Origin of the sequence: Pseudomonas fluorescens, from assembly GCF_030344995.1 — a bacterium.
GTDB lineage: Bacteria > Pseudomonadota > Gammaproteobacteria > Pseudomonadales > Pseudomonadaceae > Aquipseudomonas > Aquipseudomonas fluorescens_BF.
In genome coordinates this window covers 5,055,919-5,069,673 of the sequence record NZ_CP128260.1, presented here as the reverse complement: position 1 = coordinate 5,069,673, position 13,755 = coordinate 5,055,919, and the positions used below count along the sequence as shown (strand labels likewise).

General features: G+C 60.2%; 14 protein-coding genes and 1 pseudogene. 10 read left to right on the top strand and 5 right to left on the bottom strand.

Annotation, left to right across the window (positions count from 1 at the left end; genetic code table 11):
• Window position 1: 1 nt before the first annotated feature.
• Window positions 2-541, top strand: coding sequence for a peptide deformylase (def, locus tag QR290_RS22720; protein WP_115078954.1), 540 nt, complete (start codon window positions 2-4; stop codon window positions 539-541).
• Here def and QR290_RS22715 read toward each other — a convergent pair whose 3' ends face one another.
• Complete coding sequence (locus tag QR290_RS22715; RefSeq protein ID WP_115078953.1) at window positions 542-961, bottom strand: GNAT family N-acetyltransferase; 420 nt, start codon at window positions 959-961, stop codon at window positions 542-544.
• 351 nt (window positions 962-1,312) lie between these two features.
• Here QR290_RS22715 and QR290_RS22710 point away from each other — a divergent pair, with 351 nt between their 5' ends.
• From QR290_RS22710 to QR290_RS28815, 6 genes and pseudogenes are all read left to right on the top strand, one after another.
• A complete protein-coding gene (locus tag QR290_RS22710) occupies window positions 1,313-2,254 on the top strand; it encodes a fatty acid desaturase (protein WP_289203664.1) in 942 nt (313 codons plus the stop codon).
• A 7-nt stretch (window positions 2,255-2,261) separates the two neighbouring features.
• Window positions 2,262-3,053, top strand: coding sequence for a phosphate/phosphite/phosphonate ABC transporter substrate-binding protein (locus QR290_RS22705; RefSeq protein WP_115078951.1), 792 nt, complete (start codon window positions 2,262-2,264; stop codon window positions 3,051-3,053).
• Window positions 3,054-3,180: 127 nt separating this feature from the next.
• Window positions 3,181-3,726: a sigma-70 family RNA polymerase sigma factor gene (locus tag QR290_RS22700; RefSeq protein WP_289203663.1), complete on the top strand. Its 546-nt coding sequence runs from the start codon at window positions 3,181-3,183 to the stop codon at window positions 3,724-3,726.
• Window positions 3,723-4,736, top strand: a complete 1,014-nt coding sequence (locus QR290_RS22695) for an ABC transporter substrate-binding protein (RefSeq protein WP_289203662.1) — start codon at window positions 3,723-3,725, stop codon at window positions 4,734-4,736. Before QR290_RS22700 ends, QR290_RS22695 begins: the two co-directional genes overlap by 4 nt.
• 586 nt (window positions 4,737-5,322) lie before the next feature.
• Window positions 5,323-6,093, top strand: a pseudogene (locus QR290_RS28820) (PAS domain-containing protein); the annotation flags it as partial.
• Window positions 6,094-6,102: 9 nt separating this feature from the next.
• Window positions 6,103-6,642, top strand: coding sequence for a methyl-accepting chemotaxis protein (locus tag QR290_RS28815; RefSeq protein ID WP_371320920.1), 540 nt, complete (start codon window positions 6,103-6,105; stop codon window positions 6,640-6,642).
• Between the two features lie 73 nt (window positions 6,643-6,715).
• Here the strand turns inward: QR290_RS28815 and QR290_RS22685 are convergent, their stop codons facing one another.
• The 3 genes from QR290_RS22685 to QR290_RS22675 all read right to left on the bottom strand — a co-directional run bounded on the left by QR290_RS22685 (window position 6,716) and on the right by QR290_RS22675 (window position 9,423).
• Window positions 6,716-7,282, bottom strand: coding sequence for a hypothetical protein (locus QR290_RS22685; RefSeq protein WP_289203661.1), 567 nt, complete (start codon window positions 7,280-7,282; stop codon window positions 6,716-6,718).
• Between the two features lie 153 nt (window positions 7,283-7,435).
• Window positions 7,436-8,857, bottom strand: a complete 1,422-nt coding sequence (locus QR290_RS22680) for an MFS transporter (protein WP_007951130.1) — start codon at window positions 8,855-8,857, stop codon at window positions 7,436-7,438.
• A gap of 125 nt (window positions 8,858-8,982) precedes the next feature.
• The gene (locus tag QR290_RS22675; RefSeq protein WP_064598890.1) at window positions 8,983-9,423 is read right to left on the bottom strand and encodes a PACE efflux transporter; all 441 of its coding nucleotides are present in this window, start codon (window positions 9,421-9,423) and stop codon (window positions 8,983-8,985) included.
• A 121-nt stretch (window positions 9,424-9,544) separates the two neighbouring features.
• Between QR290_RS22675 and QR290_RS22670 the strand changes: the two genes are divergently transcribed.
• Window positions 9,545-10,417 carry a LysR family transcriptional regulator gene (locus QR290_RS22670; protein WP_289203660.1) on the top strand — a complete coding sequence of 291 codons (873 nt, stop codon included), beginning with the start codon at window positions 9,545-9,547 and terminating at the stop codon, window positions 10,415-10,417.
• A gap of 1 nt (window position 10,418) precedes the next feature.
• Here QR290_RS22670 and QR290_RS22665 read toward each other — a convergent pair whose 3' ends face one another.
• Window positions 10,419-11,450: a LacI family DNA-binding transcriptional regulator gene (locus QR290_RS22665; protein ID WP_039766142.1), complete on the bottom strand. Its 1,032-nt coding sequence runs from the start codon at window positions 11,448-11,450 to the stop codon at window positions 10,419-10,421.
• A gap of 216 nt (window positions 11,451-11,666) precedes the next feature.
• On the opposite strand from QR290_RS22665, the gene QR290_RS22660 reads away from it, so the two are divergent.
• Entirely contained in the window at window positions 11,667-12,200 is a 534-nt protein-coding gene (locus QR290_RS22660) for a gluconokinase (RefSeq protein ID WP_007951121.1), read from the top strand.
• 82 nt (window positions 12,201-12,282) lie between these two features.
• Window positions 12,283-13,635: a GntP family permease gene (locus QR290_RS22655; RefSeq protein ID WP_102717287.1), complete on the top strand. Its 1,353-nt coding sequence runs from the start codon at window positions 12,283-12,285 to the stop codon at window positions 13,633-13,635.
• Window positions 13,636-13,755: the final 120 nt, after the last annotated feature.

Genomic DNA, 13,755 nt, shown 5'->3' with positions numbered 1-13,755 from the left:
CATGATCCGTGAAATTCTGAAGATGGGCGACGAACGCCTGCTGCGCATCGCCCCGCCAGTGCCCGCTGAAATGCTCGACAGCCCGGAGCTGTGGCAACTGATCGACGACATGTTCCAGACCATGGAAAGTGTTGGCGGGGTCGGCCTGGCCGCGCCGCAGATCGGCGTCGACCTGCAACTGGTGATCTTCGGTTTCGAGCACAGCGAACGGTACCCGGACGCCGAAGCGGTGCCGCAGACGATCCTGATCAACCCGCTGATCACACCGCTCAGTCCGCTGATGGAAGAGGGCTTCGAAGGTTGCCTGTCGGTGCCTGGTCTGCGCGGTGCGGTGGATCGTTATCAGCAGATCCGTTACGAAGGCGTCGATCCCAAGGGTGAACCGATTGTCCGCGTGGCCTCGGGATTCCATGCGCGGGTGGTGCAGCATGAATGCGATCACCTGATCGGGCGCCTGTACCCGTCGCGCATTACCGATTTCAGCAAGTTCGGTTATACCGAAGTGATGTTTCCGGACCTCGATCCCAACGCTGACGACTGACTAGCCCGCGCGCGGTGCCAGCTCCATGGCGATCATCGGCTTGCTCCGCGCATAACGGCTCAGGCGCTCGGCCATGGCCTGGGGCAGGGCGGGGTCGAAGGTGAAGCCGCGCCGCTCGTAGAAACCGCGCAAGTCCGGGTGGCAGAAGAGCCACACCGGCGCCTCGACGTCCTTCACCGCTTCGGCGATCAACTGCGCGGCAATGCCTTGCTCACGGCAGGCTGGATCAACAAACAACCCGGTCAGCCAATGCCCGCCGAACACCGGCCGCAGACACAGCGCAGCAACAATCTCCTCCTTGCGCGCCACCCACAATTGCGCCTCGCGCACGGCTTTCATCGACGATTGATGCTGGCGGTAGAACTTGTTCATCAGGGGCCAGGACAGGTCGTCGAGCTGGCTGTAACGGATGTCGGTCATGAATCGGACTGCCGGTGCAAAAGCCGCGGATTATAAAACAACGTGCCCGCCGGGATAGGTGTATACCTGATCTCACACCCCCTTCAGAGGAGTACGCGTCATGTCCAAAGGTATGGATGCGAAGAAAGCTGCGAAGAAGAAACCGGCCAAGACCGCCATCGAGAAGCGCCACGAAAAAAGGGCGAAGAAAGTCGACATCTTTGGCCATTGATCACGTCGTTCGGGAGCCCGGATCCGGGCTCCTGCTTTTTCCTTGAAATCAGCATCCTTGAAAACAGCCCGCAAAAATAATCTGCAAGATTTCCCGCTGGTGTTGCACAGAACGATCAGACCCTCGTTCCGAGCCACGCCATGCCCCATTATTTCGACGATGCCCATCGCCAACAGATCGAAACCCTGCGCCAGCGCTTCACCGCCCGCACCGAGTGGCCAACCTGGCTGCTGCTGATCGGCGTTTACGGCGGCTGGTTCGCGATTGTGCTGGGCAGCGAACGGCTCGGTACCTGGTGGAGCACGCTGCTGCTGATTCCGTTGCTGGTGCTGTGGTTGTCGGTGCAGCACGAACTGCTCCACGGTCATCCGACGCGCTGGACCTTCGTCAACAAAGTCCTCGGCTATGCGCCATTCGCGGTGTGGTATCCGTACACGCTCTATCGCGACAGCCATTTGCAGCACCATCGCGACGAAGACCTGACGATCCCCGGCGTCGATCCCGAAAGCCGTTACCTGAGCGCCGAACGCTGGCAGGGCAGTTCGCTGTTCGAACGCAGCCTGCACTGGCTGAACAAAACCGTATTGGGCCGATTCGTTCTTGGTGCGCCGCTGGCGTTGCTCGCGCTGGCCGGTGAAGAAATGCAACGCCTGAAAAACCGCGAACGACAGGCCTGGCTAATGTGGCTGACCCACGGAACCCTGACCGTGCTGATGCTGGTTTTCATCGCCCGCTACAGCGTGTTGCCGATCTGGCATTACCTGTTTCTGATCAGCGTACCGGCGCTGTCGATTGCGATGATTCGCTCCTACTATGAACACCGGCCGCACACGCGACCGGAGCAGCGCACAGTGCTCAACGAAGCCGGATGGCCGTGGCGCTGGCTGTTCCTGAACCTGAATTTTCATTTGGTGCACCACGATTTGCCGAAGCTTTCGTGGTACGACTTGCCCGAGGCTTACCGCATGCGCCGGGAGCAGTGGGTGGCGCGCAGCGGCGGTTTTCTGGTGCAAGGTTATGGGCAATTGTGGCGCCGGCACGGCATCAAGCCGATCGACAGCCCGCAGCATCCGTTTATTTGAGGCCAGCATGACGTCAGGTTACGCAGAGCTGTTGATGTACATCGCCCCCGAGCCGATCCGCGCGGCGAACGAGCAGTGGCTGGCGCGGATTCTCGAACATCTGGGCCGTTCGCGGCTCGATGCCGACGGCCTGTCGCTGCTCGAACTCTGGCGCTCGCCTGAGTTGTTGCTGACCCAGACCTGCGGCTATCCGCTGATGACCGCGCTCCGTGGGCAGGTCAGGATTGTCGGCCGTCCGCGCTACGAATTGCCGGACGCCAGCGCCGGCAATCATTGCAGCCTGATCCTTGCCCGCGCCGATGATCCGCGTCGCAGTCTGGCGGAGTTCTTCGACAGTCGCGGGGTGATCAACAGCGAAGATTCCAACAGCGGCATGAACCTGTTGCGCCAGCGTCTGGCACCGTTGCATCGGGACGGACAGTTTTTCGTTTCGGTGGGGATCAGTGGCGGCCATCGCGAAAGCCTGCGCTGGTTGCGCGAAGACCGCGCCGATCTGGCGGCCATCGACAGCGTGACCTTCGCATACCTGGCGCAGTACGCCGCCGATGAGGTCAGCGGATTGCGGGTGGTGGCACGCAGTGCGTTCAGCCCGACCTTGCCCTTCATCACCGCTGCCAGCACCACGGACGAGCAGATCGAACATTTGCGCCGGGCGATGAATCGCAGCCTTCAAGACCTACCCGATGTGGCCCGCATCTTCGGTTTGCCCGAAGTCCTGCCCGCCAGCGAAAGCGATTACCTCGTCCTGCTGGATTATCAGCGCGAGGCTGAGGAGCTGGGTTATGGCCGCTTGCGTTAGCGGCTTTCTGTAATTCATTAATGGAATATAAAAATTCTTTTTAAGTATTTTTAACGCATAAGGCACCTTGCTAGGATCGCGCCACCGGACGACCGGACATTCAGCGACCCTTGACCAAGGAGCCCCCATGTCCGGCGCCGACTCATCCCATCGCAATCATGTGAACACGTTGTTTCGCGACCATTACCCGTGGTTGTGCACACGTCTGCGTCGGCAATCGAATGATGCGGCCACGGCCGAAGACATCGCCGCCGAAACCTTCGCGCAGCTGCTCGAAGCGCCGGGCCTGACCGCCATCCGCGAACCGCGCGCCTTGCTCACCACCATCGCCCGACGCCTGCTGTACGAGCGCTGGCGGCGGGGCGATCTGGAGCGTCGGCATCTGAGTCAACTGCAACAGAGTGACCTCGATCACCCGCCGTCTCCCGAAGAACTCGCCGACCTGTCGCAAAGCCTCAAGCATCTGGACCGGACGCTCCAGCGCCTGCCAGGCAAGGTGCGCTCAACCTTTCTGCTGGCGCGCATCGACGGCCTGACCTACCCGCAAATCGCCGCCGAGCTGGGCATCTCCCAGCGTTCGGTGAGCCTGTACATGACCCGTTCCCAGGCCCTGTGCAACCGCCACAGCGCCAACCAAACCCTGATTTCCTCCCAGAACAAGAGGTCCGCATGAGATCAATCAAAACCCTGCTCGGCAGTTCGCTGCTGGCCCTGACCCTGACGGCCGGCCACGCCGTGGCAGCGGAAAAAAACGCGCCGATCCACTTCGGCGACATCACTTGGGAAAGCGGAAGTTTCATCACCGAAGTGCTGCGCCTGATCGTCGAAAAAGGCTACGGTTACCCGACCGACACGCTGCCGGGCAGCACCGTCAGCCTGGAAGCAGCGCTGGCGAAAAACGATATTCAAGTGATCGGCGAAGAGTGGGCCGGGCGCAGTCCGGCGTGGGTCAAGGCCGCCGCCGAGGGCAAGGTGTTCGGCCTCGGCGACACGGTGAAGGGCGCCACCGAAGGCTGGTGGGTGCCGGAATACGTGATCAAGGGCGACCCGGAGCGCGGGATCAAACCGTTGGCGCCGGAGTTGAAATCCGTGGCCGACCTGCCGCGTTACAAGGATGTTTTCAAGGATCCGGAAGACCCGAGCCGTGGGCGTTTCCTCAACAGCCCGACTGGCTGGACCTCGGAAATCGTCAACAGCCAGAAGCTCAAGGCCTATGCGCTGAACGACAGCTTCGTCAACTTCCGCACCGGCTCCGGCGCGGCGCTGGATGCGGAGGTGGCGTCGTCGATCAAGCGCGGCAAACCGGTGCTGTTTTACTACTGGTCGCCGACGCCGCTGCTCGGTCGCTTCAAACTGGTGAAGCTGGAAGAGCCGCCGTTCGACGCCGAAGCCTGGAAAACCCTGGCCGATGCCAACAACCCCAACCCGAAAGGCACCCGCTCGATGCCGGCGAGCCTGGCGATTGGCGTGTCGGCGCCGTTCAAGGCGCAGTATCCGGAACTGGTGACGTTCTTTGAGAAAGTCGATTTGCCGATTGATTTGCTGAACCAGACCCTCGCCGGGATGAGCGAGAAGCGCCAGCAGCCACGCCAGGTCGCCGAAGCGTTTTTGCGTGATCAACCGCAAGTGTGGAAGCCTTGGGTGCCGGGTGATGTGGCGAGCAAGGTGAGCGGGAGTCTGTAGTTCTTTTCTGATATTTCTGTAGTGCTGCACCGACGCTTTCGCGGGCAAGCCCGCTCCCACAGGGTTGTGCGTAATGTTCAAGCCAGCGTGGTACTTGTGGGAGCGGGCTTGCCCGCGATGGCGTCCCACCTAAAAAAGCGTTTTTGCGCTGAACCGTTTCTCGTCCGCTTCCTGTCCGAATTCCCTCATTGCTGGCCGACTAGTGGCCTTGCGCGAGGCCTTGCGCTGTCTATGCTCATTCATAACTAACTATGTCGAACGCCTCCAGTGTGCTTCGACCGCTAGCGGTTACCGATCTCAAAGCTGCCAGAGTGCGCAATCCAAGGCACCGACACTTGACCGACAAGGAGCTGTTTTTAAATGGAAGTTCTTCTGCATGTTAGGAATGGCCCGTCACCGGGCTATCAAGAGAAGGATGTCTTGATTAGAGCGTCGCTGCGTGGACCCTCCGATTGATCATCGTTTATCACCTGACAACTTCCTCCCGTGGAGGAATGCGTGTGCCTGTTCTGTGGAACGTAGTGGTGGATTCTGAAAGACCTGAACTTTCATCAAATCAAAAGACCGCGCTCAAGGTGATAGAGACATGTTCAACCTACATCACAAGGCTGACCTGCAGGAAATCGAACGCTTCAGTTGTGCCCTGACCGAAGCCAACGCCAAGTTGGCGGCGATCAGCCGTTCAATGGCAATGATCGAATTCACCCCCGAGGGCATCGTTCTGGATGCCAATGAGAACTTCTGCAAGACCATGGGCTACAGCGCCGAAGAAGTGCGTGGCAAACATCACCGGATCTTTTGTGAAGAAGAGTTCTATCGCAGCGAGGAATACGCCAAGTTGTGGCGTGACCTGGCGCGTGGCGAACCCATCAGCGGTACTTTCCTGCGTTTGAACAAGAGTGGCCGGGAGATCTGGCTCGAAGCCAGTTACATGCCGGTGTATGGCCCGGACAAACAGGTTCGAAGTGTTATCAAAGTGGCGTCGGACATTACGGCGCGAGTGAACAAGGAAAAGGAAGAAGAGAGCATGCTGGCGGCGATCGGCCGTTCGATGGCGGTGATCGAGTTCACCCCGGAAGGCAATGTGATCACGGCCAACGACAACTTCCTCAAGACCATGCAGTACTCGCTCAACGAAATCGTCGGCCATCACCACAGTCTGTTCTGTCATCGGGTCGAGGCCGAGTCTGCGCAGTACAAGGCGTTCTGGGCATCGCTCAATCGCGGCGAATATCACTCGCACCGTTTCGAGCGCAAGAACAAGTCCGGACAGACCGTTTACCTCGAAGCCTCGTACAACCCGCTGTTCGACGCCAAGGGCCGGTTGTACAAAGTGGTGAAGTTCGCCAGCGACATCACCCACCAGATGACCACCTTGCAGACCGCTGCGGAATCGGCCCACAGCACTTCGGTACAAAACGATGCCTGCGCGCAAAAAGGCTCACAGGTCGTGCAGCAAACGGTGCAGATCATTCAGGACATTTCCCGAGACCTCAACGAAGCGGCACTGAGCATCGATGCGGTCAGCAAGCAGTCGGACATCATTGGCACCATCGTTCAGACCATTCGCGGGATCGCCGACCAGACCAACCTGCTGGCGCTCAACGCGGCCATCGAAGCGGCGCGGGCGGGTGAGCACGGGCGCGGTTTTGCGGTGGTGGCGGACGAGGTGCGCAGCCTCGCGGCGCGGACCAGTCAGGCGACCCTGGAGATCGTCGATGTGGTGCGCAAGAACCATGAGTTGTCATTGAGTGCAGTGTCGAGCATGCAGTCGAGCCTGAGCCGCACCGGGCTCGGGGTGGAACTGGCGAACGAGGCGGGTGACGCGATCCGGGAAATTCAGCAGGGCTCGCGGCATGTGGTGGATGCGATCAGTCAGTTCAACGAGACGTTGCAGTTGAATTGACGGTTTCACGGCTGAAAAAAAGGATCCCCGTGGGGATCCTTTTTTATTGAGCCGCTTTTCAGATCAAGGCGAATCAGAGCGAAGCGAGGAACTTGTCCGCCGACTCGCCGCTGATCTTCGCCGAGTTGGCGTCCTGCTTGTTCTGCTTCTCGGCTTCGGCCAGCTTCATCTTGTCCTGCAGCCGCTCGGCGATCTCTTTGCCGATGGCCAGTTGTTTCTCCGGCGGCATGGCTTTGATGTCGTCTTCGGTCAGGCCCATTTCCTGGAGGATACTGTCGCGCAAACGCTGTTCCGGCGTTTTGCTCATGTAGTCCTTGAACTCGTCCAGTGCCGATGAGCCTGTGGATTTGGTCGACGAAGTATCGGAGGTTTGCAGGGCGACGCGGGTCTTGGCGAACGCTTCGTCGACGTTGTCGCTGATGCGCGTGGCTTCGCTGACTTGCTGGGTCGCCAGTTGGGTGGCTGATTCCTGCACTTTGGCGGTGGCTTCGGCGGTTTGCGCCTGGGCCTGGTTTTGCAGGGTCTGCAGCATCGCGCCATGCAGGCCGCCTTGCAGGCCGGCCGCTGCGGTGGCGGTTGCATCGTCATTCACCTGCTTGGGCAGGTGAATGATTTGCTGTTGTTTTGCACTGACCAACATGATGAAAGGACCTGTAGGTAATGACTGTCAGCCCTAGGCAGCAATTACCGTGCCCATCTAATAAATTCTTTTATTTCAATGGTTTGTGGTTTTCGGTGAGCCGGCGAGGCGGTCATCTCTTGCCGGTGGGCGGCAGAGGATGACCGTTGTCCGTCAGCGATGGGCGATGTTTTCCAGCGCCAGATTGCGGGTGCGGGGGCCGAAATAGCCGATGGTCAGCATCACGATCAGCATGCTGGCGACGATGAACGCCAATACGCCCGGTGTGCCGAAGTGATCGAGGAACAGACCGATCAGCAGGCTGCTGAATACCGTCGACAAACGACTGAACGAATAGCAGAACCCCACCGCCCGGGCGCGGATGTTGGTGGGGAACAGTTCGCTCTGATAGGAGTGATAACTGAAGCTCAGCCAGGCGTTGCAGAAGGTGATCATCACGCCGCAGAAGATCAGGCCGAAGGCACTGGTCTGCAACGCGAACAGAGTGCCGAAGGTCATCGCGCCGAGGGCCGAACCGACGATCTGCCACTTGTTCTCGAAACGGTTGGCGAATTTGACGAACAGCAACGGCCCGAGCGGGTAGGCGAGGGTGATGATGAACGCGTACATCAAGCTGTGAGTGACGCTGACGCCCTGACCGGAGAGCAGCGCCGGCAACCAGTTGCCGAAGCCGAAGAAACCGATGGCCTGGAAGATGTGGAAGACGATCAGCATCAGCGCGCGGCGCCGGTACGGTGGCTGCCAGATATCGGCGAAACGGCCCTTGCCTTCGACATCGACGGCTACCGCTTCCGGCGCGTCCAGTGGCTGGCGGTGATCCTTCTCACAGCGTGCCTCGATGCCATCGAGAATCCGGTTCGCCTCATCAAAGCGGCCATGCTGGGCCAGCCAGCGCGGCGACTCCGGCAGACGTTTGCGCAGCCACCAGATGAACAGCGCAAACACCGCACTCGCCAGAACCACCCAACGCCAGCCGGACACCCCGAACGGCGCCTGCGGCACCAGCCACCAGGACATCAATGCCACCGCCGGCACCGACAGGAACTGCACGAAAAACGCGAAGGCGAACGCCGAACTGCGCATGCGTTTGGGCACCAGTTCCGAGAGGTAGGCGTCGATGGTCACCAGTTCGATGCCGAGACCGATGCCCACCAGAAAACGCATGCAGATGATCCCCAGTGCCGAACTCTGCACACCCATCAGCACCGTAGCCACGGTGTACCAGACCAGCGCGAAGGTGAAGATCGCCCGCCGCCCGAACCGATCCGCCATCGGGCTCAGCAGGCTGGCGCCGAGAAACAAACCGAGGAACGTCGCCGAGGCGAACGCGGCCTGATCGGAGAAACCGAACACGCCCTGATTGCCGGTGGCGAAGATGCCGTCGCGGATCAGGCCGGGGCTGATGTAGGCGGTCTGGAACAGGTCGTAGAGTTCGAAGAATCCACCGATCGACAGCAGCGCCACCAGTCGCCAGATTGTGGCGACTGCCGGGAGGCGGTCGATGCGGGCGGAAATCTCGGCGGCGCGTATCGGGTCGATGCCATCGCGTTGCGCGGCGGGGGCGTGTGCAGTCATGGGCAGATCCATTTTTTATTGATGGAAAAGCTTAGCCTGCTATCGGAAATCAAGGATTGTTTATATCGGCGGTTGGCACGGGAAAACCGCCGATTTCTTGCAATATCCGCTTACCAATTAACGATTTATGTCGCGGGCTGCGGATCCGGCAATGCCGAGGCCGGCAGGCCGAACACCTTATCGAACAGCCAGTTGAAGGCGAAGGTATAGCAAGGGATGAACACGATCAGCGCCAGATCCAGCAAAAAGGCCTGCACCAGACTGATGTTCATCCACCACGCGATCAGCGGAATCAGGAACACGATCAGCGTCAGTTGAAAGCCGACCGCGTGGGCGATACGGCGTTTGACCGTGCGGGTGCGTGACACCTGGCGGCTTTCCCAGCGCTCGAACAGCGAGGTGTAGATGAAATTCCAGGTCACGGCGATGGTGGTGATGATCACCGCCAGCGGGCCGGTGCTGCCGGGCGAAGTGCCGGACAACAGGGCCAGGCCGAGGGCCGAGAAGGTCATGCCGATCACTTCATAGAGCGACACGTAGACCAGTTTGCGTTTGACGCCTTGCATGGGGAATTGCCTCTTTCTTGCGACTTGTGGCCAGTGGGGCTGGCGAAGGCGACGAAAGATAGCTTCAATGGTGATGACAGAAAAAGTCAGAAGCTTTCAGTTTTATTGATAGGTAGGTGAGGTGAATTTCAACAGCGATAGCATCGAACTGTTTCTCGCCGTGATCGAGCGTGGCTCGTTTTCCGCCGCTGCCAGGGCCTTGGGCAAAGTCCCGTCGGCGGTGAGCATGGCCATCGGCAATCTGGAGGCGGAACTCGGTTATGCGTTGTTCGACCGCAGTCACCGCGAACCGCAACCCACGGCAATGGCGCTGTCGCTGGTGCCCCATGCGCGACTGATCGCCGATCAGCTCAAGCAATTGCAGGTGCATGCGGTGCAGTTGTCGCTGGGGCTGGAGAGCAAGTTGTCGATTGGTGTGGCGGCGGATATCGATCGCCGACGATTACTGACGGCGATCAAGGACCTCAGCGAACGTCATCCGCTGCTCGACATCGAAGTGCTGACCGCACCGCAGGACGATGTGCTGGCGATGCTCCACAGCGGCCGGGTCAGCGTGTGCCTGGCGTTCGCCGGGTTGAGCGTGAATGTGCTGGAGCGCTTTCAGTTTGTCGGCACTGAACGGATGATCGCCACGCTGGCGGCGGACAGTCCGTTGTTGCAGGGGCAGGATCTGTTTCTCGAGGATCTGGTGCATGTGCGGCAGATCGTGGTCGGCAGCCGCGACTTGCCGATCAGCGAAACCCGGCCGCTGGTGGCCGAGTCCCACTGGCGCACCGACAACCTGGAAACGGCGCTGGAGATGGTCGAGGCGGGGTTGGGCTGGGGCAATTTTCCGCTGTCGGTGGTGCAGCCGTGGCTCGATAGCGGACGGCTGAAACGGCTGAATTTCCGCAACATCGAAAACGGCCTGGTGCTGCCGGTGCACGCGGTGTGGCTCAAGAGCCAGCCTTTGCAGAAGGGCGCGCTGGCATTGGTGGAGTTGCTGGGCAGTTGAGTCAGGTGCTCTCGCGGATCTTCAGCTCGAAGCCCATGTCCTCGACCGGACGCGCCACGCTGTTACCTGCCATCAACGTCAGCATCTGCTCCGCCGCACGCTTGCCGATCGCTTCGCGGGGCGTGTTGATACTGCTCAGGCGCGGCACCATGTGTTCCGACATCGGCAAGTCGTTGAAACCGAGTATCGCCACTTGCTCGGGGATCCTGATCCCGTTGCGCAGTGCTTCAAGCAACGCGCCCTGAGCGAGGTCGTCATTGCCGAAGAAGATTGCATCGACATCCGGATGCGCCGCCAGCAATTGCAGGAACAACTCGCCGCCCAGGCCCACGGACGATGAACGCGGGGTCAGCACTTCCAGATCCGGGTCATAGCGCCCGGCCTTCTGCAACGCCTTGCGAAAGCCTTCACCCCGCAGCAACGTGCGCTGATCGAGTTGCGCGCCGATATACGCGAGACGCTTGCGCCCACGGGACAACAAATGTTCGGCAGCGGTTTCGCCGGCGCTGAGCTGGGAGAAACCGACGCAGTTCACCCCGGCGGCGCTGTCCAGTTCCATCATGTACACGCAGGGAATGTTGCTGGCCTCGATCATTCGCCGCGAACTTTCGGTGCGGTCGAAACCGGTCAACAGCAAACCGCGTGGCTGATAGGCCATGTAATTGCGCAGCAGGTTTTCTTCTTCGTCGCGGGAATAGTGGAAGTTGCCGATCAGCACTTCGAAGCCCTTGGGCGTGAGCACCCGATGAATGGCTTCCAGGGTGTCGATGAACAACAGGTTGGACAGTGAAGGCACCAGAACCACCACCGAATGGCTCTGGGCCGAGGCCAGAGCGCGGGCGGCGGGGTTGACCACATAGTTGAGTTCCAGCGCGGCTTTCTGGACTTTTTCCACCAGTTCGGTGGCAACCGTGCTGACTCCACGCAGGGCGCGGGAGGCGGTAATCGGACTGACGCCGGCCAGCCGGGCGACTTCATTGAGGGTGGGACGGCCGGTGGTGCGGGTGTTTTTATCGTTTTTAGGGGTGGTCATCGGGCGGCTTGCCAAACAAAAATCAAGGCACTAAGGTAGCGCTGTCCTTATGCAGCTGCAAATGCGTGAGCGAGGTCCTGCCTGATCCTCGCTTTTTGGCGTTGGGACAAAACCTGCTGCAACCCAAAAAAACGACAAGAAGGCGTCGGCAACTTCTGCCTGTGCACTAGAGTCATAGCTAGCAAAGGTAGCGCTGTCTGCGCGCTGAGGTGTTACATGAATCATCCCATCACCGCCCTGGTCATCATGGGCGTTGCCGGTTGCGGCAAGACGTGCGTCAGCGAGGCCCTGTGCCAATTGAGCGGCGCCACTGCCATTGAAGGCGATACTTTCCATCCGGCCGCGAACATCGAAAAGATGAGCGCGGGGATCCCCCTGAACGACGAAGACCGTGCCGGCTGGCTCGACAGCCTGTGTGACGAACTGCGTCGCGTTGATGCCCTGGGCGAGCGCCCGGTGCTGACCTGCTCGGCCCTCAAACACATTTATCGCGAACGTCTGCGCAGCGCCTTGCCGGGCCTGGGCTTCGTGTTCCTCGAATTGACGCCGGAAGTGGCCGCCGAACGTGTGTCCCACCGTCCGGGCCACTTCATGCCGGCCACCTTGATCGAAAGCCAGTTCGCCACCCTCGAATCGCCCAAGGGCGAGCCGTTGACCCTGGCCCTGAATGCTTCGATCCACAGCGTTGAAGAACTGGCGTCGCAAGCCCACGTCTGGTGGCAGGCCCATGGCCTGAAACAGGCGGTATGAGTGTGATTGCGAAGATAGCGCTGTCCTTTCGACTTCTGATTAACCCGCTTTAATAACAACAACAAACCAGGAGACACCCCCAATGTTTGGCATGTCCCATGACGCCTACCTGCTGCTTGATGCAGTGGTCACGGTGATCGGGCTTATCGTCCTGATCACCAAGTTCAAGCTCCATCCCTTTATTGCCCTGACCATCGCCGCCGCGTTCCTCGGCCTGACGTCCGGCATGCCGATCGGCACCATCATCAAGGCGTTCCAGGACGGCTTCGGTGGCGTGCTCGGTTTCGTCGGCATCATCCTCGCGCTGGGTACGATGCTCGGCAAGATGATGGCTGAATCCGGCGGTGCCGATCAGATCGCCCAGACCCTGATCCGAGCCTTCGGCAAGGACAAGGTCCAGTGGGCGATGATGTTCGCCGCGTTCCTGGTAGGCATTCCGCTGTTCTTCGAAATCGGCTTCGTGCTGCTGATTCCGCTGGTGTTCATTGTCGCTCGCCGCACCGGTGTGTCGATCATCAAGATCGGTATCCCTCTGCTCGCCGGCCTGTCCGCCGTGCACGGCCTGGTGCCACCGCACCCGGGCCCGCTGCTGGCCATCGGCGTGTTCGGTGCCGACATCGGCAAGACCATTCTCTATGGTCTGATCGTCGCGCTGCCGACCGCCATCATCGCTGGCCCGATCTTCGGTACGTTCATCGCCAAGCACATTCCGGGCACGCCGAATCAGGAACTGGTTGATCAACTGGCCCGTGAGTCGGACTCGCAGGATCTGCCAAGCTTCGGCATCACCCTGGTCACCGTGCTGCTGCCGGTGTTCCTGATGCTGCTGAAAACCTTCGCTGACGTTGCGCTGCCGGACGGTCATTTCTTCCGCACCTGGATGGACATGATCGGTCACCCGATCTCGGCGCTGCTGCTGGCATTGCTGCTGTCGCTGTACACTTTCGGCTACAAGCAGGGCATCGGTTCTCAGCAGATGCTCAAATGGCTCGACGCAAGCCTGGCGCCGACTGCCGCGATCATTCTGATCATCGGTGCCGGCGGTGGCTTCAAGCAGATGCTGGTGACCAGCGGCGTGGGCGACGTGATCGGCCACATGGCGGTCAGCGCGCAGATCTCGCCGATCCTGCTGGCGTGGCTGGTGGCGGCGGTGATCCGCATCGCGACCGGTTCGGCCACCGTGGCGACCATTACTGGCGCGGGCATTGTGGTGCCAGTGGTCGGGATGATCCCGGGCGTGAACCGTGAGCTGCTGGTGCTGGCCACCGGTGCCGGTTCCCTGATCCTGTCCCACGTCAACGACGCCGGTTTCTGGCTGGTGAAGCAGTACTTCAACATGACCGTGGCCGAAACCTTCAAGACCTGGACAGCGATGGAAACCATCCTGTCGGTGGTGGGGCTGGGCTTCATTCTGTTGTTGTCGCTGTTCGTCTAAGGACGAATCGCAGGCACAAAAAAACCGCAGCGATGCGGTTTTTTTGTGCCTGCAATTGGATCGTTCCCACGCTCTGCGTGGGAATGCCTCAATGGACGCTCTGCGTCCGCTTTCGGCAGG